The sequence below is a fragment of the Niveispirillum sp. GW835-FHT14G11 genome (assembly GCF_058793615.1).
The window spans coordinates 1-19,439 of the sequence record NZ_JBXAFZ010000020.1 but is presented as its reverse complement, the minus strand read 5'-3'; the positions used below and the strand labels follow the sequence as shown (position 1 = coordinate 19,439).

Annotated in this window: 16 protein-coding genes and 1 tRNA gene; 9 read left to right on the top strand and 8 right to left on the bottom strand. The window is 65.8% G+C overall.

What is annotated here, in order from left to right:
* Nucleotides 1–129: 129 nt before the first annotated feature.
* The 3 genes from pdxH (at nt 130) to AC1Q7F_RS27485 (ending at nt 2,770) form a co-directional block, all read left to right on the top strand.
* Nucleotides 130–720 (top strand): pyridoxamine 5'-phosphate oxidase, encoded by a 591-nt coding sequence (gene pdxH, locus AC1Q7F_RS27495; RefSeq protein ID WP_492511753.1) that lies wholly within the window; start codon nt 130–132, stop codon nt 718–720.
* 13 nt (nt 721–733) lie between these two features.
* Nucleotides 734–1,648, top strand: coding sequence for a cation diffusion facilitator family transporter (locus AC1Q7F_RS27490; RefSeq protein WP_492511752.1), 915 nt, complete (start codon nt 734–736; stop codon nt 1,646–1,648).
* Between the two features lie 264 nt (nt 1,649–1,912).
* Nucleotides 1,913–2,770, top strand: a complete 858-nt coding sequence (locus tag AC1Q7F_RS27485; protein WP_492511751.1) for an MBL fold metallo-hydrolase — start codon at nt 1,913–1,915, stop codon at nt 2,768–2,770.
* Between the two features lie 114 nt (nt 2,771–2,884).
* Here the strand turns inward: AC1Q7F_RS27485 and AC1Q7F_RS27480 are convergent, their stop codons facing one another.
* Nucleotides 2,885–3,679 carry a LytTR family DNA-binding domain-containing protein gene (locus tag AC1Q7F_RS27480; RefSeq protein WP_492511750.1) on the bottom strand — a complete coding sequence of 265 codons (795 nt, stop codon included), beginning with the start codon at nt 3,677–3,679 and terminating at the stop codon, nt 2,885–2,887.
* 171 nt (nt 3,680–3,850) lie between these two features.
* Between AC1Q7F_RS27480 and AC1Q7F_RS27475 the strand changes: the two genes are divergently transcribed.
* On the top strand, nt 3,851–7,459 hold the full coding sequence (locus tag AC1Q7F_RS27475) for a hydantoinase B/oxoprolinase family protein (RefSeq protein ID WP_492511749.1): 3,609 nt from the start codon (nt 3,851–3,853) through the stop codon (nt 7,457–7,459).
* A gap of 160 nt (nt 7,460–7,619) precedes the next feature.
* Here the strand turns inward: AC1Q7F_RS27475 and fumC are convergent, their stop codons facing one another.
* The 3 genes from fumC to AC1Q7F_RS27460 form a co-directional block, all read right to left on the bottom strand.
* Complete coding sequence (fumC, locus tag AC1Q7F_RS27470) at nt 7,620–9,014, bottom strand: class II fumarate hydratase (protein ID WP_492511748.1); 1,395 nt, start codon at nt 9,012–9,014, stop codon at nt 7,620–7,622.
* Nucleotides 9,015–9,194: 180 nt separating this feature from the next.
* The gene (locus AC1Q7F_RS27465) at nt 9,195–10,580 is read right to left on the bottom strand and encodes a hypothetical protein (protein ID WP_492511747.1); all 1,386 of its coding nucleotides are present in this window, start codon (nt 10,578–10,580) and stop codon (nt 9,195–9,197) included.
* A 13-nt stretch (nt 10,581–10,593) separates the two neighbouring features.
* A complete protein-coding gene (locus tag AC1Q7F_RS27460) occupies nt 10,594–11,730 on the bottom strand; it encodes a hypothetical protein (RefSeq protein ID WP_492511746.1) in 1,137 nt (378 codons plus the stop codon).
* 379 nt (nt 11,731–12,109) lie between these two features.
* On the opposite strand from AC1Q7F_RS27460, the gene trxA reads away from it, so the two are divergent.
* Nucleotides 12,110–12,433, top strand: a complete 324-nt coding sequence (gene trxA, locus AC1Q7F_RS27455; RefSeq protein WP_492511745.1) for a thioredoxin TrxA — start codon at nt 12,110–12,112, stop codon at nt 12,431–12,433.
* A gap of 136 nt (nt 12,434–12,569) precedes the next feature.
* Here trxA and AC1Q7F_RS27450 read toward each other — a convergent pair whose 3' ends face one another.
* From AC1Q7F_RS27450 to thrC, 3 genes are all read right to left on the bottom strand, one after another.
* Nucleotides 12,570–13,175: a GNAT family N-acetyltransferase gene (locus AC1Q7F_RS27450; RefSeq protein ID WP_492511744.1), complete on the bottom strand. Its 606-nt coding sequence runs from the start codon at nt 13,173–13,175 to the stop codon at nt 12,570–12,572.
* 63 nt (nt 13,176–13,238) lie between these two features.
* Nucleotides 13,239–14,525 carry a M16 family metallopeptidase gene (locus tag AC1Q7F_RS27445; RefSeq protein WP_492511743.1) on the bottom strand — a complete coding sequence of 429 codons (1,287 nt, stop codon included), beginning with the start codon at nt 14,523–14,525 and terminating at the stop codon, nt 13,239–13,241.
* A gap of 31 nt (nt 14,526–14,556) precedes the next feature.
* Nucleotides 14,557–15,966: a threonine synthase gene (thrC, locus tag AC1Q7F_RS27440; protein ID WP_492511742.1), complete on the bottom strand. Its 1,410-nt coding sequence runs from the start codon at nt 15,964–15,966 to the stop codon at nt 14,557–14,559.
* Between the two features lie 435 nt (nt 15,967–16,401).
* Here thrC and AC1Q7F_RS27435 point away from each other — a divergent pair, with 435 nt between their 5' ends.
* Both AC1Q7F_RS27435 and AC1Q7F_RS27430 read left to right on the top strand, forming a co-directional pair.
* The gene (locus AC1Q7F_RS27435; RefSeq protein ID WP_492511741.1) at nt 16,402–16,932 is read left to right on the top strand and encodes a hypothetical protein; all 531 of its coding nucleotides are present in this window, start codon (nt 16,402–16,404) and stop codon (nt 16,930–16,932) included.
* Between the two features lie 7 nt (nt 16,933–16,939).
* Nucleotides 16,940–17,473, top strand: coding sequence for a hypothetical protein (locus tag AC1Q7F_RS27430; protein ID WP_492511740.1), 534 nt, complete (start codon nt 16,940–16,942; stop codon nt 17,471–17,473).
* Here AC1Q7F_RS27430 and AC1Q7F_RS27425 read toward each other — a convergent pair whose 3' ends face one another.
* Nucleotides 17,474–18,103, bottom strand: a complete 630-nt coding sequence (locus AC1Q7F_RS27425) for a 2-hydroxychromene-2-carboxylate isomerase (RefSeq protein WP_492511739.1) — start codon at nt 18,101–18,103, stop codon at nt 17,474–17,476. It lies immediately after the preceding gene.
* A gap of 171 nt (nt 18,104–18,274) precedes the next feature.
* Between AC1Q7F_RS27425 and AC1Q7F_RS27420 the strand changes: the two genes are divergently transcribed.
* Both AC1Q7F_RS27420 and AC1Q7F_RS27415 read left to right on the top strand, forming a co-directional pair.
* Nucleotides 18,275–18,350 (top strand) — tRNA-Ile (locus AC1Q7F_RS27420).
* Nucleotides 18,351–18,852: 502 nt separating this feature from the next.
* On the top strand, nt 18,853–19,410 hold the full coding sequence (locus tag AC1Q7F_RS27415) for a hypothetical protein (RefSeq protein ID WP_492511738.1): 558 nt from the start codon (nt 18,853–18,855) through the stop codon (nt 19,408–19,410).
* Nucleotides 19,411–19,439: the final 29 nt, after the last annotated feature.

Below are 19,439 nucleotides of genomic sequence, written 5' to 3'. Positions count from 1 at the left end.
CCCCTTCAACCATTCGCCGTCGGGCGTTTCCGCCTGCGGACGGGTGCCATGCGGGGGACGGCATGGACAAACAACCCATGCTGCTTATCCTCCAGATCAATTCAGGCGCAACTATGACGAAGAAATGCCATGACCTTGGAAAATGCCACCGATCCCTTCGCGCAGTTCCGGGCCTGGTTCGCCGAGGCCGAGACGGCGGAGATCAACGATCCCAACGCCATGTCGGTGGCCACCGTGGGCGCCGATGGCCGCCCGTCGGTGCGCATCCTGCTGCTGAAGGGCCTGGATGATCGCGGCTTCACCTTTTTCACCAACACCCAGAGCCGCAAGGGCGACCAGTTGGACGCCTGCCCTTTCGCAGCATTGACCTTTCACTGGAAGTCGCTGCGCCGGCAGGTGCGGATCGAGGGGCCGGTGGAGCGGGTGAGCGACGGGGAGGCCGATGCCTATTTCGCCAGCCGCCCGCATGGCAGCCGCATCGGCGCCTGGGCCAGCCAGCAGTCCCGGCCCCTGGACAGCCGCGCCACCCTGGAACAGGCCGTGCGTGACACGGAGGCCAGGTTCGGCGACATCGTGCCGCGCCCGCCGCACTGGACCGGCTTTCGCGTCATTCCCGACCGGGTGGAATTCTGGCAGGATCGCGAGTACCGGCTGCATGACCGTATCCTGTTCACCCGCGCGGGTGAGGGGGAATGGGCCCGGGGCCGGCTTTACCCATAAGGAATGGTGACCAGTGGCGGACAAGGTGGATGCGACGGAGCGGTACCGGCGACTGGCCACCTATGCCAGCGTCGCCGTGGCCCTGATCCTGATCGCGGCCAAGCTTGCCTCCTACATGGCGACGGGTGCTGTTTCCATCCTGTCCTCGCTGATGGACAGTTCGGTCGATCTGCTGGCCTCTGTCGTCACCCTGCTGGGCGTGGCCCAGGCGCTGCAGCCGCCCGACAGCACCCACCGTTTCGGCCATGGCAAGGCGGAGCCGCTGGCAGCCCTGGCCCAGGCGGCCTTCGTCGCCGGGTCGGGCGTGTTCCTGGCCTATGAAGGGGTGGGGCGCCTGGCGGAGCCGCGGCCGGTGGAAAGCCCGGAACTGGGCATCGTCACCATGGTGTTCGCCATCATCATGACCGGCCTGCTGCTGGGCATGCAGCGCTTTGTGATCCGGCGGACCGGATCGATGGCGATCGCGGCCGACAGCATGCATTACAGCGGCGACCTGCTGATGAATTCCGCGGTCATCGCGTCCCTGGGCCTGACCGCCTGGACCGGCTGGCCCTATTGGGACCCGTTATTCGCGCTGGCCATCGCCACCTTCCTGGTCTGGGGATCGACCCGCATCCTGCGCGCGGCGCTGGGCGTGCTGATGGACCGGGAATTGCCCGACCAGGAGCGGACCCGGATCAAGGAGGTGGTGCGCGGCCATGCCCAAACGCGCGGCCTGCACGATCTGCGCACCCGTTCCACCGGCATCGGCCAGCATATCGAGTTCCATCTCGAACTGGACCCCGACCTGACACTGGCTCAGGCCCATGACATCACCGACGAGATCGAGCGCGAGCTGCGCACGGTGTTTCCCAATGCGGAGTTCGCCATCCATCAGGAGCCGGCGGGGCTGGATGACGAGCGGCTGGATCACCGGATACGGCGGTGATTTTGCATCATCTTTTTCGCGCCATCCCGGCTTGTCGCCGCGATCACGAAGAGAGGGGTGTGGTAGTCATGCATCGCCCGGCCGAAAAGATATCCCAATGCACCCCCGCCATGACGGATTCGTGACCGGACCTGTGTGCCGCGTCACAGGAGCGCCGGCACGCCTGCCTTTATTTTTCTGGAACCTTCGGGGCGTCTGGCGGAATGTGTCCGCCGGAACCGGAGGCAGCAACGGCCGGGCTTGCCCGGCCCCAGGGGCAATGTCATGGAGTTCAAGGTTAAGTTCTGGGGCGTGCGCGGCACCTTCCCCTGCGCCTATGCCTCGCATCTGACCTATGGCGGCAATACCAGCTGCATCGAGGTCAATGCTGGCGATCGCACGCTGATCCTGGATGCCGGCACGGGCTTGCGCGCGCTGGGCAAGCGCTTCCTGCGCGACAAGGTGCGCAACGCCACCCTGCTGCTGAGCCATGCGCATTGGGACCATATCAATGGCTTCCCCTTCTTCGAGCCCGGCTATTGGCCGGAATTCAACCTGGACATCTTCGCCCGCGACCTGTCGGGCTGCGATTGCATCGGCGAGGTGCTGACCAGCTGCATGGAAAAGCCGCTGTTTCCCGTGCCGCTGACCACCATGCGCGCCAAGATGGCCTTCCAGAACCTGGCGGCCGGCGACCAGCTGGATCTGGGCCCCGGGCTGGTGGTGAAGACCGGTGACCTGAACCATCCGGGCGGGGCCCTGGGTTACCGCATCGAATATGGCGGCAAGGTCTTCTGCTATGTCACCGATACCGAACATGTGGCAGGCAAGCTGGATGAGAAGATCCTGCGCCTAATCGAGGGGGCCGATGTCGTGCTGTACGACACGACCTACACCGAGGAGGAATATGCCACCCGCGTCGGCTGGGGCCATTCCACCTGGAACGAGGGTGTGAAGCTGGTGCGCGAGGCCGGGGCCAAGCGGCTGTGCCTGTTCCACCATGATCCCGACCATGACGATACTGCCATGGCCGCCATCGAGCGCGAGGCCAGGCGCGCGTTGCCCGGTGCGTTCGCGGCGCGCGAAGGGGCCGTGCTGGACATGTTCAACCTGTCGGCCGAGGCGGCGGTGGCGGCGGAGTGAGTGGCTTTTCAGTTCCCTCAGGCGCCGGGCGCCGCCTCCGGCGGCTTGGCTCACGGCGCACGAGCGCCGGGCCGGCGGTCGCCGGCCTGCAGCGGTCATTTCAATGAAAGCTGATCACACCGCCAGTTCCCGCCAGCCGCGCCGGCGGACGGCGGGCATGAAGGTGGCGCTGACCGGGACCCGCAGGCCGCATTCCAGCCGGATGGCCCATTTGCGGCCGTCGCGGCGTTCCAGCCCCTGCACGGCGCGGGCGGCCACCCAATGGCCGCGATGCACCTGCTCGCCTTCCAGATGCGAGAGTTCGGCCAGCGCGTCGCGCAGCCGGTAGAGCACCAGCGGCTTGCGCCCGTCGGCCAGATGCAGGCGCAGGTAATGATCCTCCGCCTCCACCGCCATCAGTTGTGCGGCATCGATCACCCCGGCGCGGGTCAGCAGGCCATCGCCGGGCGTTTCGCCGACCCCGGTGATCCTGTCCGGTTCCAGCGTGGATACAGGCACGGGAATATCGGCTCCAGCCTTGTGCCGCGTCATGTTCAGGGCGGCGATAGCCAGCGCCAGGGTGAGGCCCAAGGCGGCGGCGCTGGCATAGACGGCGGCGTAATGCATGCCGCCCTTGGCACCTACCGCCATGTTGGCCAGCATCACCTCCACCGGCAAAGGCAGGTTGATGACCCCGACCCCGACCAGTGCCAGCATCATCATGGTGCGCGGCTGCGCGCCGAAGCGCCGCACCCCGAAACGGAACCACAGGGTCCATTTCAGCATGTTGATGCCGATCAGGCCCAGCCAATAAGGCAGGCGCAATTCGAAGGGATAGCCGATGGTGCCGAAGGGTCCTGCGATGGCCACCGCGACCGATGCGGCGATCCAGATCACCAGAAGATGGGACAGGGGCGGTGGGGACTGCATGGGGCGCCGGCCGGGGGAGTGACAAGGGTAGGCGTAAGATAATGGATGGACCCATCCGCTGCCACTCCCCTGGCACCCAAGATGGTGCCAATCCGTCACGGGGGTTTACGCCCACCCCCGGTTCCCGGATAAACTCCACGCCTCTTCAGGTTTGGTTGGAAAAGGTGCGGGATGGCGGACGGGCGTTGGCAGTTCTGGATCGACCGTGGCGGCACCTTCACCGACATCGTGGCCCGCCGGCCGGACGGCACGCTGCTGACCCACAAGCTGTTGTCGGAGAATCCGGAACGCTATCCCGACGCCGCCGTCGCCGGCATCCGCGAGCTGCTGGGCGTGCCGCCGGGGGAGGCGGTGCCGGCGGGCGATGTGGATCAGGTGCGCATGGGCACGACCGTGGCCACCAATGCCCTGCTGGAACGCAAGGGCACGCGGACGCTGCTGGTCATCACGCAGGGGCTGGGTGACCAGTTGCGCATCGGGTACCAGGCGCGGCCCAAGATCTTTGCGCGGCGGATCGAGCTGCCGGAACAGCTTTATTCCAGCGTGCTGGAGGTGCCGGAACGGGTGATGGCCGACGGAACCGTGCGCCAACCGCTGGATTTGGATGCCGCACGGGTGGGGCTGCAGGCGGCGTTCGATGCTGGATACCGGGCCTGTGCCATCGTGTTCATGCACGGCTATCGCTATCCGGCGTATGAGGCCGCTGTGGCGGCGTGCGCGCGGGAGATCGGCTTTACCCAGGTGTCGGCCAGCCATCAGGTCAGCCCGCTGATGAAGCTGGTGGGGCGCGGCGATACCACGGTGGCCGATGCCTATCTGTCGCCGATCCTGCGCCGGTATGTGGCGCAGGTGGCCGATGCGCTGCCCGGCATTCCGCTCTATTTCATGCAGTCCAATGGCGGGTTGACGGAGGCCGGACGGTTCCAGGGGCGCGATGCCATCCTGTCGGGACCTGCCGGCGGCATCGTCGGGGCGGTGCGCACGGCGGCCGCCGAAGGGTTCGACCGCATCATCGGGTTCGACATGGGCGGCACGTCCACCGATGTGTCGCACTATGCCGGGACGTATGAGCGCAGCCTGGAGACGGTGGTGGCGGGCGTGCGGCTGCGCGTACCGATGCTGCACATCCATACGGTGGCAGCGGGCGGCGGGTCGATCTGTCGGTTCGATGGGGCGCGGCTGCGGGTGGGGCCGGAATCGGCGGGGTCCAACCCCGGTCCCGCCGCCTATCGCCGCGGCGGGCCGCTGACCGTGACCGATTGCAATGTCATGGTCGGCAAGCTGCATCCGGATTTCTTCCCGGCCGTGTTCGGGCCCAATGGCGACCAGAAGCTGGATGCCGATGTGGTGCGGGAGAAATTCACGGCGCTGGCGGCGGAGGTGTCGGCGGTGACGGGGCGGGCGATGGGAGCGGAGGCGCTGGCCGAAGGCTTCCTGAAGATCGCCGTGGAGAATATGGCCAATGCCATCAAGCATATCTCCGTCCAGCGCGGGTACGACGTCACCCGCTATGCCCTGAACTGTTTCGGCGGGGCGGGGGGGCAGCATGCCTGCCTGGTGGCCGACGCGCTGGGCATGAAGATTGTTTACCTGCACCCGTTCGCGGGCGTGTTGTCGGCCTATGGTATGGGGCTGGCCGATCTGGGGGCATTGCGCGACCGTTCGGTGGAACTGGTCCTGGGGCCGGATGCGCTGGGGGAGCTGTCATCGGTGCTGACGGCGCTGGGGGCGGATGCGGCGGCGGAGCTGATGGCGCAGGGGGTGGATGAAGGGGCCATCCGCCTGATCCACACGGCGCGCCTGAAGGTGGCGGGCACCGACGCGACGCTGGAGGTACCGTTCGGGGCGGAGGGGGCGATGCGCGCCGCCTTTGCCGCCGAGCATCGCCAGCGCTTCGGCTTTGACGTGCCTGACCGGCCGCTGGTGGTGGAAAGCCTGTCGGCGGAGGCGGTGGCCGCCAGTGGCGAGCGGCTGGATGATGGGGTGCTGGCAGAGCCGAAAGCGCTGGCCGCCCCGCCGCCGCGCGCCAATGTGCCGGTATGGATCGGGGGGGAGGCGCTGTCGGTGGCCGTGCATGACCGCGACGCGTTGGCGCCGGGTGTGACTATCGAGGGGCCGGCGATCCTGACCGAAGCCACGGGCACGACGCTGGTGGAGCCGGGCTGGCAGGCGCGGGTGACGGCGCGCGGTGGGCTGGTGCTGCGCCGGGTGGTGGCGCTGCCGGCGCGGGTGGCGGTGGGCACGGATGCCGATCCGGTGATGCTGGAAGTGTTCAACAACCTGTTCATGTCGATCGCCGAACAGATGGGCCTGGCGCTGGAGAACACGGCGCATTCGGTGAATATCAAGGAGCGGCTGGATTTTTCCTGCGCGCTGTTCGATGCCGGCGGCAACCTGATCGCCAATGCCCCGCATATCCCCGTGCATCTGGGGTCGATGGGCGACAGCGTGCGCACGGTGATCAACGCGCGGCGCGACAGCTTGCGGCCCGGCGATGCGGTGATGCTGAACAACCCCTATCGCGGCGGCACGCATCTGCCCGACGTGACGGTGGTGACACCGGTGTTCGATCAGGCCGGTGCCGACATCCTGTTCTGGGTGGCCAGCCGCGGGCATCAGGCCGATATCGGCGGCATCACGCCGGGATCGATGCCGCCCGACAGCACCCATATCGATCAGGAAGGCATCCTGATCGATGATTTCCTGCTGGTCCGGGACGGGGTGCTGCTGGAGCGGGAGGTGGTGGCGCTGCTGACCGCTGGCCCGTATCCGGCGCGCAATGTGGCCCAGAATCTGGGCGATTTGCGCGCCCAGATCGCCGCCAATGCGCGGGGGCGGGACGAGTTGATGAAGATGGTCGATCTTTTCGGGATCGAAACGGTGGTTTCTTATATGGGGTACGTTCAACGCAATGCGGAGGAGCAGGTGCGCCGGGTGATCGGCGTGCTGAAAGATGGTCGTTTCGATCTCGAAATGGATAGCGGTGCGCAGGTGAAGGTGGCGGTGTCCATCGACCGGGATACACGGTCGGCGCGGATCGACTTCACCGGCACGTCGGCGCAGCAGCCGGGTAATTTCAATGCGCCGTCGGCCATCGTGCGGGCGGCAGTGCTGTATGTGTTCCGCACCCTGGTGGATGACGACATCCCGCTGAATGATGGCTGTCTGGCGCCGCTGGAGATCATCATTCCCGAAGGCAGCATGCTGAACCCGGCCTATCCGGCTGCCGTGGTGGCCGGCAATGTCGAGGTCAGCCAGGCGGTGACCAATGCGCTGTATGGGGCCCTGGGCGTGCTGGCGGCATCGCAGGGGACGATGAACAATTTCACCTTCGGCAACGACCGCTATCAGTATTACGAGACGATCTGCGGCGGGTCCGGCGCCGGACCGGGCTTTGCCGGCACCGACGGGGTGCATACCCACATGACCAACAGCCGCCTGACCGATCCGGAGGTGCTGGAATGGCGGTTCCCGGTGCTGCTGGATCAGTTCCGGCTGCGCGCGGGATCGGGTGGGTCGGGCCGGTGGAAGGGTGGGGAGGGGGTGGAACGCCGCGTCCGTTTCCTGGAACCGATGACCGCCGCCATCCTGTCCAACAACCGCCGCATCCGGCCCTATGGGCTGGACAGTGGCGGTGATGCGCTGCCGGGGGCGGCGCGGGTGGAGCGGGCGGACGGGACGGTGGAACTGCTATCGGCCACGGCCAAGGTGGCCATGGCGGCGGGGGATGTGTTCGTGATCGAGACGCCGGGGGGTGGGGGGTGGGGGGCAGTTCAATAAGACTCCCCTCATCGCCTTCCCGGCGAAGGCCGGGACCCAGGGGCCAAAGGAGCAACGCGATACGCCGCATTGATCGGAAGCTGCTGCGATGTCGGGCTTGTGATCCTGGGTCCCGGCCTTCGCCGGGAAGGCGATAAAAGAGGAGGTTAATTACACTCCCTCACCCCGGATGCACCATATCGCCCGGCCGTACCCAGTCCTTGAACTGCGCCTCGGTCAAAAGCCCCAGCGCCTGGCCGGCCTCAAGCAGGGTCGTGCCCTCATGATGGGCCTTCTTGGCGATCCTGGCGGCGTTGTCATAGCCGATATGGGGGTTCAAGGCGGTGACCAGCATCAGGCTTTCGCTCATCAGCTTGGCGATGCGGTCGGTGTTGGCGCTGATGCCGACGACGCAGTTTTCCGCGAAGGAGCGGCTGGCATCGGCGATCAGCTTGATCGATTGCAGCAGGTTGTAGATCAGCACGGGCTTGAACACGTTCAGTTCGAAATGGCCCGTGGCGCCGGCATGGGTGATGGTGACGTGGTTGCCCATGACCTGGGCGGCGACCATGGTCATGGCTTCCGACTGGGTGGGGTTGACCTTGCCGGGCATGATGGAACTGCCGGGTTCGTTCTCCGGCAGGCTGATCTCCCCGATGCCGCTGCGCGGGCCGGAGCCCAGCAGGCGGATATCGTTGGCGATCTTCATCAGGGAGACGGCGACGGTGTTCAGGGCACCCGATGCTTCCACGATGCTGTCATGGGCGGCCAGCGCCTCGAACTTGTTGGGGGCGGTGACGAAGGGCAGGTCGGTGATGGCGGCCACCTCCGCCGCGAACGCCACGTCGAAGCCCTTGGCAGTGTTCAGGCCGGTGCCGACGGCCGTACCGCCCTGGGCCAGGCGCAGCAGGGCAGGCTGCACCGCCTTGACCCGGCCGATGCCATAGGCGACCTGCTGGGCATAGCCGCCGAACTCCTGCCCCAGGGTCATGGGCGTGGCGTCCTGCAGGTGGGTGCGGCCGATCTTGACGATGTCGGCGAACTCTTCCGCCTTGGCGGCCAGGGCGGCGTGCAGCTGTTCCAGGGCCGGGATCAGGTCATGGTGGATGCGCTCCGCCGCCGCGATATGCATGGCGGTGGGGAAACTGTCATTGGAGCTTTGGCCCCGGTTGACATGGTCGTTGGGATGAACGGGCTTCTTGGAGCCCATGTCCCCGCCCAGCATCTCGATGGCGCGGTTGGAGATGACTTCGTTGGCGTTCATGTTGGTCTGGGTGCCGGACCCGGTCTGCCAGACCACCAGCGGGAAATGGTCGATCAGGGTGCCGTCGATCACCTCGTCCGCGGCGCGCATGATGGCGTCACCCAGGCCGGCATCCAGCTGGCCCAGGGCGACATTGGCCTTGGCGGCGGCCTTCTTGACGATGCCCAGGCCGCGGATCAGGGCCGGCGGCATGCGCTCGCCGCCGATCTTGAAATTATGCAGCGACCGCTGGGTCTGGGCCCCCCAGTAACGGTCGGCGGGCACTTCGATCGGACCGAAACTGTCGGTTTCGATGCGGACATTGGCGGCCATGGGCCGGCCCCCCTCTGTTGCCAAAACGGAACAGGAGGGTAGCATGCCTACGACTGTTTCGCATGGGATGGTATTTGTTGTTCCCTCAGGCGCCGGGCGCCCGCATCCGCGGGCTTGGCTTACGGCGCATGAGCGCCGGGCCGGCAGTCGCCGGCCTACAGCGGCATTTATGCCGCTGTGTCAGCGGTACTGCGAACTCCATTCCCGGAACAAACGCTCCGCCTCGTCCGAGCCGGCCAGGATTTCCACCATGCGCAGGCCGTTGAACATCTGGCGCTGGGCCTCCGGCCCCATGGAGCCGTCGCGGTTGCGCGGTGCGTTGCGCAGGGAGGCGACGGTGTTGGTCACCACCTGCTGGCGTGCCTCGGTGATCTTGGCCGCCACCTCGCGCTGGATGCCCAAGGGACCTGCCAGCTTGGAGGAGCGGCGCAGGGCCAGGGCGAGCTGTTCGGCCTTCTTCACCGCCTCGTCGCTGGCGGGACCCGGTCCATGGCCGAACAGGGCCTCGGTCAGGCCCTTGTCGACATCGGCGCAGATATTCTTCAGGACGAACTGCCCGATCTCCGCCCGGGCATTCTTCACCTTGTTGGTGATGTCCTTATCCTTCAGGCTCTGCACCGTGTCGTTCACGGAATTCAGGCCGTCGGCCAGCCGTTCGGCGGCGGCGGCCAGGCTGGCCGGGTCGCCCTGCACCAGCGGGTTCTCGCGGTCGAAGTCCGATGTCTGGCGCAGCAGGTTGCCCACGACATAGCCCGACATTTCCCGCGTCAGGGTTTCCTTCTGGGCCACCGTACCGCCCAGGCGCACCTCGCCCAGCATGCGCAGCAACTCCCCCGGACGCTGCATGCGCGAGGCCAGGACCAGCAGCAGCGGCTGGGTCAGGGCCGCATCCTCCTTGCCCAGATCGATCAGGGCGTTGCGGATGGCCTCCACATGCGACTCGGCCAGATCCAGGATGGGCTTGGGCGGCAGGGCCGCCTTCAGCTTCTCGATCCGGAAGGCGACGGACAGCACCTGGCGCAATGTCTCCAGCTGGCGCTGCACATCATCATCGCGGCCGAACAAGGAAATCTTGTATTTCAGGTTGTTCTGGCATTCGGCGATGACCTTGCCCAATGCCTCCATCCCCGCCTGCCACAGCGGTTCGCACAGCACGGCGATGGCGGACCCGTCGCGATAATCGACGGTCGCGGCCTCGCGCTGCGTCTCCTGCTGCACCGGCAGGGGGATGAACTCCCTCACCGCCTGCCAGCAGGGGGCCAGGGTGGCGCGGCTGATACGGCTCAGCTTGCGGGTGTAATGATCCGGATCATCCAGCAGATCCTCCGCCGGCAGGAAGAAAAGCCGCGACAAAGCCGGCCGGCGTGGCGGGCGCAGGGTGGTCAGGCGCGGCCGCATGGCCTCGAACGCGTTGGAAATTTCCGGTTTGTCGCCCACCTGTTCCAGCAGGCGGTAAATCTGCAGCAGCTTGCGGTCGGGCAGGCGGGAAACATCGGCACCCAGCACGGCCCAGTCACTGGGGGGCTTGGTCGGGCCGGCGGGGGCGGGTTGCTTCTTGTCGTTCATTCTATGCCGCCCCTCAGCCCATGGCCGTCTTCAGCGCTTCAAGGCGCATGACGGCGTCCATGTCCAGCACGCCGGTGCGCCAGTCCTGATTCACCCGCACCCAGCGTTTCTGCAGACGCTGGATGGCGTCCAGGTCCAGGCTGTCGGTGGCGTGGCTGATCTCCTCCTTCGGGATCATGGGCAGCAATCGGGAAATGTCGGTGATGCTGGTCTGTCTGGTGGCGGACGGCTGGTCCTTCACGCTCTCCCACATGGCGATCAGGAATTCCCAGCCATCCAGCAGCCAGGAGATGCGGGCCACGAATTCCTGGATGGTTTTGTGCAGGGTCGGCGCGTCGTTGACGATCTGCATGGCGTCGCGGCAGGCGGCGTCCAGTTTGCCGATGCGCTGACGGGCCAGCGTCAGCGTGTGGTTGGCCACCGTCGATACATAGGTGCCCAGCATCGCCGCCTCCGACGGGTCGGTATCGGCAAAGGCTTGCGTACTTTCGGCAAAGGCGTGCAGCCGGTTGGCCAGCGCGCGCAGGCGGCCGGGCTTGGGCGCCTGGGGCAGGCCCACGGGCGTCACCGCCTCGCCCAGCTGGTCCACACGCATGGTCATGTCGTCGGGCTGGATATCGACCATGCCGGCCACCCTGGCCAGGGCCTGACGGGCCACGCGCTTGCTGTCATCGGCCGTCATGCCGGGGCGCAGCAGGTCGGCCGCACTGATATTGACCAGCTTCAGCAGTTCGGTGACCAGGATGAACTGGGTCAGCACCAGGTACTGCGCATCCTGATCCCGCAGCTCGGCGGCGCGGGTGGCGGCATCGGGGCCGCACACGCCGGTGGCCTGCACCGACAGGGCGCAAGCGCGGATTTGCTCGGGCGAATGGGTTTCCAGCTGCTCGATCGCTTCGAACAGCAACCGGTCGTGCAGCGTCAGGGTCATGACATTGGGCAGCCCCTTCCACGGCAGGACATAGGTGCCCTTGCCGGCCGTGAAGTTGGGCAGCAGAAATTCAAACCGGTCATCCTGGTCGCGGCGCAGGCGGGCCTGGCTCAATAGCGGGGTGGTGAAGGGGACTGTGACACCGCGCTCCTCGAAAGTGGCGGGCGCGAAACTTTCCATCATCTTGCGGGTACGCCCGCCATCCGCCTGATCCGTCATCGCCGGCCAATCCGTCCCGCCTACCTGTCTCGCTCCCGCCGGTCGTCACCGATCAACGGGCCTCAGTCGCCAACGCCCCCTGCGGGGCTTGGGCTTGCGCCGCATGAGCAGCGCGGCGGCGGTCGCCGCAGACCCGGCCACCGAAGAGCGGCCGGTCCGTGCGCAATCGCAGCATGCCTTTTGTTATATCTCGTATTTTAGCGAGTTGGACAATTTTCCGTGAGCCCAACCGGTGATTTCAAGACAAGTGCGGCGCAGTGCTGGCGTGCGGATGGCACCGGCTTGACCAGGGGTCGGGCGGGTGCCTACATTTCCCCTTGAGAGGCGATCCGCGACAGGCGGGCGCACCCTGACACGACCGAACCCCCTGAGGGAAAAAATGGCTGATATCATCAATGTCACCGACACCAGCTTCGACGCCGACGTGCTGAAGGCCGAAGGTCCGGTTCTGCTGGATTTCTGGGCCGAGTGGTGCGGCCCCTGCAAGATGCTGGCCCCGAGCCTGGAACAGCTGTCCGGTGAACTGGACGGCAAGGTCTCCATCGCCAAGCTGAATATCGACGAGAATCCGACGATCCCCAGCCGCTATGGCGTGCGCGGCATCCCGACGCTGATGATCTTCAAGGACGGTCAGGTTGCCGCCACCAAGGTCGGCGCCCTGCCGAAGGCGCAGCTGAAGACCTGGATCGAGCAGAGTCTGTAAGCGGCGTCGGTTCCTGAAAAGCCCGCCCTGTGAAGGGCGGGCTTTTTTGTTGGGCGAGTGTCTTCTCAACTTTTTCCGTCATCCCGGCGACAAGCCGGGATGACGAGGGAGGGAAGATCGCAGGAGGAGTGGGACATCACCCCCGCCCCTGCTGCGCCGCCCAATCGTCGCGCAGGATGGCGTAAAGGACGTGGTCGGCCCATTTGTCGTTGATGCGCAGATAGGCCCGGGCATAGCCTTCCCGGGTGAAGCCCACCTTTTCCAGCACGCCGCTGCTGGGCTGGTTCGAGGGCAGGCACGCCGCTTCCACCCGGTGCAGGCCCAGCTGCCCGAAGGCAAAGGATAGCAGCAGCCTTGCCGCCTCCGACGTATAGCCGCGCCGGGCGAAGGGGCGGCCGGCCCAATAGCCCATGGACCCCATCTGGGCCACACCACGGCGGACATTGGTCAGGCCGATGCCGCCCACCACCTGCTCCGTCCGCTGTTCGAAAGTCAGAAAACTGTAGGTCTCGTCATCGCGCCATTCGGCGGCCTGACGACGCAGGCGACGGTTGAACGAGGTCTGGGTCAGGGCGTCGGGCGGCCAGGTCGGCTCCCACGGGACCAGGAATTCGCGGCTGGCCTCCCGCAGCTCCGCCCATTGCTTCCAGTCGCGCGGCTGGGCGGGGCGGATGAAGACTTGGGCGCCGTCGATGCGCAACGGCGGGGGGCTCAACAGACCATCAGGGATCAAACGGATCATCCTGTTCCTGTCCCCCCGCTGGTCGGCTGTTTCTTGATTAGATTCAGTCTATGCAGGTTTGCCTCACGCCGCCAGCCGGCTGGTGACGCTGTCCAGGCTTTCCAGCCCGTCCAGCGGACCCAGCGCCGTCAGGGTGGGAGCGGTGGCGAAGATCCGCTCCGCACAGGCCGCCACGGCCGCCAGATCCACCGCGTCCAGGCGCGCCACCGTTTCGGCCGGCGGGATGACGCGGCCATAGGTCAGCAGCTGGGAGCCCAGCTGTTCGGCGCGGTTGCTGGTGCTTTCCAGCCCCATCAGCTGGCTGGCCTTCAGCTGCGCCTTGGCGCGGGCCAGCTCCTCTTCCGTCAGGCTGCCGGCCAGCTTGCGCACTTCCTCGCAGATGACGGGCACCAGTTCGGCCGTGCGGTCCGGCCCGGTGCCGGCATAGATGCCGAACACGCCGCTGTCGGCCATCGACCAGTTGAAACTGTGTACGGAATAGACCAGCCCGCGTTTTTCCCGCACCTCCTGGAACAGGCGGGACGACATGCCGCCGCCCAGCAGGGTGGAGAGCAGCATGGTGGTGTGCAGGTCCGGGCTGTTGGTTGACACGCCGTCGAAGCCCAGCAGCACATGCACCTGTTCCAGGTCGCGATCCTCCCGGAACTCCCCGCCGGTATAAAGCGCGGGTTCGGCCAGGGTCGCCTCGCCCTGGGGCAGATCGTTGAACAGGCGGGCGGCCAGTTCCACCACCTGTTCATGGGTGAGATTGCCGGACGCCGCCACCACCATGTTGGCGGGGACATAGCGGCCGGTCACATAATCGACCATGGCGGCGCGCGGCAGGTTTTCCACCACCTCGGCCGTGCCCAACACGGGGCGTCCCAGCCGTTGATTGGGGAAGGCCGTGGCCAGGAAATGGTCATAGACGATGTCGTCGGGCGTATCCTCCGCCTGGCCGATCTCCTGCAAGATGACCTGGCGTTCCTTTTCCAGCTCGCCTTCATCGAACAAGGGGTGCTGGACCATGTCGGCCAGGATGCCCAGCGCCAGACCCAGATCCTCCTTCAGGACCTTGGCGTAATAGCAGGTCTGTTCCCGGCTGGTATAAGCGTTCAGATGGCCGCCGACATTCTCGATCTGGGCCGAAATGGCGAAGGCGTCGCGCGTCGGCGTGCCTTTGAACAGCATATGTTCGACCAGATGCGCCACCCCGTTGGCGGCCAGCGGTTCATGCCGGCTGCCGACGCCGAACCACACGCCGACCGTCACGGTCTCGACATGGGGCATGGCGTCGGTGGCCACACGCAGGCCGTTGGGAAGGGTGGTGACGCGGGTGCCGGGGGCGGCGGGGAGGGGGAGGATGCTCAAATTATTCTCTGTTCGGTTCAGACTTGTCGGTTCAGACTTGGCCGCGCGCCACGCGGGACCGGGCGCGCACATGATCCTTCAATATCTGGATATCGTTCGGAAGGATATCCATCCTTTCTTCGCGTTCGTACAGATCGGCCAGATGGCGGGGCAGCGGCGGACGCACGCCGGTCGCCCGTTCCACCGCGTCGGGGAATTTGGCCGGATGGGCGGTGCCCATGACGATGACCGGGATGGCGGGGTCCAGCCCGGCGGCCCGCGCCACGGCCACGCCCACCGCGCTGTGCGGATCGACCAGATAGCCTGAGCCCTCATACGCCTCGCGCATGGTGGCCAGGGTCTGTTCGGTGTCGCAGCGGTACCCCGCGAACAGTTCGCGCACGCGGGCCAGCTGTCCCTGGCTGACCTCGAACCGGCCGGTCTGGCGGAAACCGGCCATGCACTGGGCCGTGGCTGCCCCGTCGCGATCCATCAGGTCGAACAGCAGCCGTTCGAAATTGGACGAAACCTGGATATCCATCGACGGTGACAGGGTGGGGACCACACCATCGGCCTTCATCTCGCCGCTGGCGAAGAAGCGGGCCAGAATGTCATTCTCATTGGTGCCGATGATCAGTTTGGCCACCGGCACGCCCATCTGGCGGGCGGCGTAGGCGGCATAGACATTGCCGAAATTGCCGGTGGGCACGGCGAACGCCACCTCCCGGTCGGGCGCACCCAGGGCCACGGCGGCTGCCACGTAATAGACGATCTGGGCCATGATGCGAGCCCAGTTGATGGAATTGACGGCCGACAGGTTCAACGCGTCGCGATAGGCCTGGTCGTTGAACATGGCCTTCACGGCGTCCTGGCAATCGTCGAACGTGCCCTCCAGGGCGACATTATGGACGTTGGACGACAGGACGGTGGTCATCTGCCGGCGCTGCACCGCCGACGTGCGGCCGCGCGGATGCAGGATGACGATGTCGACGCGTTCACGGTCGCGACAGGCCTCGATGGCGGCCGAGCCGGTATCGCCGCTGGTGGCGCCGACGATGGTGACGCGGCTGTCCTTCTTGGCCAGCACATGGTCGAACAGCTGGCCCAGCAGCTGCAACGCCACATCCTTGAAGGCCAGGGTAGGGCCGTGGAAGAGCTCCATCATCCATTCATTGGCACCCAGCTGCACCAGCGGCACCACGGCCTTGTGCTGGAACGTGCCATAGGCGGCATTCACCAGGCGGGTGAAATCTTCGCGCCCGATCGTGTCGCCCAGGAAGGGCAGCATCACCTCCACCGCCAGTTCGGCATAGGTCAGGCCGCGGAAGCGCCGCAGATCATCCGGGGTCAGTGTCGGCCACGCAGCCGGGACGTAAAGCCCGCCATCGCGGGCCAGGCCCGCCAGCAGGACATCGTCGAACGCCAGGGCGGGCGCCTGGCCGCGCGTGCTGATATAGGACACCTTCGTACCTCGACCCGATGCGGCATGATTTGCGGCGCGTACCCTAGCCAGCGCGGCACGCCCCCGCAAGGGCACCGGGTGCTCATCGGCTCATGCCTGATAGGAGGGGGATACATGTTCCTTCAATCGCCGGGCGGGCGCATCCGCGCCCCTGGCTTGACGGCGCATGAGCGCCGGACCGTCCGTCGCCGGCCATTGCAGCGCATGCCAAGGCCGGGCCGATCCGATTGAGCACCACCAAAAGCGGTAGGGATACCCTGTCCAACGTGTCGCAGTCCTGGGCTTCAGTGGTATCGGATCAGAGGTTTCCTTGCGCGTCGCGAACGTTTATCTTAAATGCCAGATAGAGTTTGATCCTATAGGTTGCATATTGGTTGTGCAGCCGCTGGCGGGGGCGACGGCAAGATGGGGTGGACGCAGGCCTTGATGATGGGAATGGTGATGGGCCTCGGCGCCTATCTCTTCACCTATCTCATGGGCCGTTATGCCGAAAGCTCCCTGCAATCCGGCCTCGACTTGAAGCGGATCGAGGAAGTTCTGCCCCGCCGCTCCCTGATGGAAGCCAAGTTCGACCTGCGCCGCAGTGACCGCAAGATGCGCCTGACGGAGCTTCAGTCCGAACTGGGCGAGCTGCGCCGCCGCCGCTTCCTCCAGGAAAAAGCCCTGGTCGATGCGCGGCGGGAGGCGAATTCGCCCGTGCGCATCGTCGGGCCGGAGGGGCAGACGCTGATCAAGTTCCGCGCCTGGATGGTGAACCGGCAGGTGCAGCAGGCCCTGACCGACCGCAAGCGCCATCCCACGCTGGACATGGAATGGGCCAATCCCCAGGTGATCGAGATCTGGGCCGACAGCCTGGGCGACGCCAAGCGCGACGTTGGCCGCATTTTCCCCATGCCGCTGGGTTTCTCCTTGCTGAACATCACGGTGGAAAGCGCCACGCCGGCTGCCGAAGCCGTGGCGGGTTGAGGGGCCGATGACCGGTCCCATCCTGCTGGTGGTGATGATCATCGCGGTGGCGTTCGCGATTGCGCTGGAGCAATCCATGCGCCGGGTGCGCGACACGCGCCGCCGTGTGACCCAGTTGCTCACCAAGCGTCAGCAGCAGGTGGAACGGCTGCGCGTGGCGGGGCGCGAAAGCCTGACGCTGGGCCGCGAAGTGCGCAATCAGCAGCGCACGGCCGACATGCTGATTGAGGAGATCAGCCAGGTCGATGGCGAATTGCAGCGTCTGGCCCACCCTGCCAACCGCACCTTCGTGCTGGACGAAAAGCGCGGTATCTCCGATGCCGGCTGGCATGTGACGGTGGAAGCACCCATGGTCAATGTCGGCCGCCACGGACCACCCTGGGAAGGCCAGCGCCGCTTCCGTGTCTGGGCGCCCGACGAGCACGCTGCCCGCGCCAAGGTGGAACGGCGCTTTGGCGCCGAACAAGGCTATGCCATCGTCTCTGTCTTCCCCGCCCCGCCGCCCGTGGCCAACCGCAATGGCGAGGGGGCGGTAGCGTGATCAGCCGGCGGCCTTGGCTTCCAGCACGGCCTGGCGCAGCAGGGGCAGGCGGTCATTGCCGAACACCATCTCGCGACCATTGACCACGAAGCTGGGCACACCGAAGCAGCCGGCGGCGACGGCGGCCCGGACATAGCTGTCCTGGAGGCGGGCGGTTTCCGGGTCGTCCAGCATGGGCTGGAACAGATGTGGCGCGATCCCGGCGGTGTCATTGGCGATCTTGATGCACAGCGCATCATCGGCCGGGCTGACGCCTTCGACGAAAAGGGCCTTCATCAGGGCGCGGGCGAAGACCTGGCCGGCATCGAACCGCCGGGCCGCCACGCAGGCCAGCGCCAGGCGCGGCGGGTTGGGCATGACCACATCCTTGTAGTCGCGCAGCGGCACGCCATAGAGCCGGGCGAAGCGCGCCAGATCGGTGCGGCGGTAATCGGGGCGGAACTGCCCGGAATGCGGCACGGCCTGTTCCATGTCATAGCCGGCGGCCTTGATGATGGCGCGGGCCGACACGGGGTACCAATCCACCCGGCAGCCGGTCTCGACCTGCAGCTTCATCATCTGCGTGCCGGCCAGATAGGCATAGGGGCTGGCGGGCGAGAAATAGAAATCGACGGTGACGGGACCGGGCATGGCGGTCGGTACTCCGCTGGGGTTTCAGGCGCGCGGCCAAGGCTTGCCAGCCTTGGCCGCCCGTTGCAAGGGCCAAGCGCGGGGGCCCGGAAAAGGCGAAATGCCGGGTTGTAAATCCCGTATTGCCAGGACGCCGCCCTTTGGGGCATTGTGCGCCCCCGCGCATGGTGGGGGCCTGTAGCTCAATGGTTAGAGCCGGCCGCTCATAACGGTCTGGTTGGGGGTTCAAGTCCCTCCGGGCCCACCAATTTTTTCAAGGGGTTAGCGTCGCCACGTTGGCGACGCTAACATCTCGTAAGTGAGCTGTAAGTGCAAAGGGCGTCGGCGGACGCTGGCGAACTCTGGTGTATCACCAGCGACTATGGACGCTCTTCCGTCCATAATGTGCAGCGGGCCTCGCGACTGAATCGCTGCTACCACCGAGAAACGGGGCAGCATGGACGGGCCCAGTGGAGACAGCACCCTGAATGTTCTTTGTGTGCGCCGGTCACGAAGCATTCACCGTCCAAGGCGTATGTAGCGCTACAAACAGATAGCTGGTAAAATCAGAGGGATTTCCACCCGAAGGTGTTGATGTGTCAACAGCAAGTCCGATCTCCACCGGCGGCGGTGGGGTTAGCCTGGAGAGCCGTGTTGTCGCCTATTTTATGGCGTCCATCTTGTCCGGCGGCTCGGTTCGGGGCCTTCCAGCAGGGTTTTCTCTTCGGCTCCAGCGCGCCGGCGATGGTCGCCCGCTTGACGACATTGTGATGATCGCCGAGACGTCAGGCGGACTTTTGTCGCTCGATTTTCAAGTAAAGCGGACTGTCCAGATCGGGGGCGGCGAGCTTTTCAAAGAGGTTATGGCTCAATGTTGGACGACCTTCAATCGGTCGGCATTCAGATTGGAGCATGATCGCTTCGGCATTATCACCGGCACTGAGTCCAGGACATTGGGGCACGCTGAGGAAACGTTGCGGTGGGCAAGGCATCGGGCCAGTGCAGAGGATTTCCTGTCAGATATCGCAAAGATCGCCAGCAAGCCGATGCAGGGGTTCGTCAAGGACGTCCGCTCGGCACTGGACACAGCAAACAGCGGGGACGTGGGCGATCTCCGTCTTTGGCAGTTTCTACGCCATCTTGTGCTGATGCCGTTTGATTTCGACCGTGAAGGCGGTTCCCGGGACAGGCTACACGCCATCGAGCGTTTGGGGCAGGTGCTTGCACCAGTCGATGTACCAAGAGCTGGCGATCTCTGGAACGCGCTTGTGGATCTGGCAGACTGTCCGCCGTCAGCCCCTTTGGGACAGAAGTGGCTGATTGCGTAAGGGAGGATTTCTGGCTCATCGTAGTGACC

Excerpts from the sequence above, each read along its gene's own strand:
- pdxH (WP_492511753.1), top strand. The coding sequence starts at position 130 with ATGACCTTGGAAAATGCCACCGATCCCTTCGCGCAGTTCCGGGCCTGG.
- AC1Q7F_RS27485 (WP_492511751.1), top strand. The coding sequence starts at position 1,913 with ATGGAGTTCAAGGTTAAGTTCTGGGGCGTGCGCGGCACCTTCCCCTGC.
- AC1Q7F_RS27480 (WP_492511750.1), bottom strand. The coding sequence starts at position 3,679 with ATGCAGTCCCCACCGCCCCTGTCCCATCTTCTGGTGATCTGGATCGCC.
- AC1Q7F_RS27475 (WP_492511749.1), top strand. The coding sequence starts at position 3,851 with ATGGCGGACGGGCGTTGGCAGTTCTGGATCGACCGTGGCGGCACCTTC.
- fumC (WP_492511748.1), bottom strand. The coding sequence starts at position 9,014 with ATGGCCGCCAATGTCCGCATCGAAACCGACAGTTTCGGTCCGATCGAA.
- AC1Q7F_RS27465 (WP_492511747.1), bottom strand. The coding sequence starts at position 10,580 with ATGAACGACAAGAAGCAACCCGCCCCCGCCGGCCCGACCAAGCCCCCC.
- AC1Q7F_RS27460 (WP_492511746.1), bottom strand. The coding sequence starts at position 11,730 with ATGACGGATCAGGCGGATGGCGGGCGTACCCGCAAGATGATGGAAAGT.
- trxA (WP_492511745.1), top strand. The coding sequence starts at position 12,110 with ATGGCTGATATCATCAATGTCACCGACACCAGCTTCGACGCCGACGTG.
- AC1Q7F_RS27450 (WP_492511744.1), bottom strand. The coding sequence starts at position 13,175 with ATGATCCGTTTGATCCCTGATGGTCTGTTGAGCCCCCCGCCGTTGCGC.
- AC1Q7F_RS27435 (WP_492511741.1), top strand. The coding sequence starts at position 16,402 with ATGGTGATGGGCCTCGGCGCCTATCTCTTCACCTATCTCATGGGCCGT.
- AC1Q7F_RS27430 (WP_492511740.1), top strand. The coding sequence starts at position 16,940 with ATGACCGGTCCCATCCTGCTGGTGGTGATGATCATCGCGGTGGCGTTC.
- AC1Q7F_RS27425 (WP_492511739.1), bottom strand. The coding sequence starts at position 18,103 with ATGCCCGGTCCCGTCACCGTCGATTTCTATTTCTCGCCCGCCAGCCCC.
- AC1Q7F_RS27415 (WP_492511738.1), top strand. The coding sequence starts at position 18,853 with ATGATCGCCGAGACGTCAGGCGGACTTTTGTCGCTCGATTTTCAAGTA.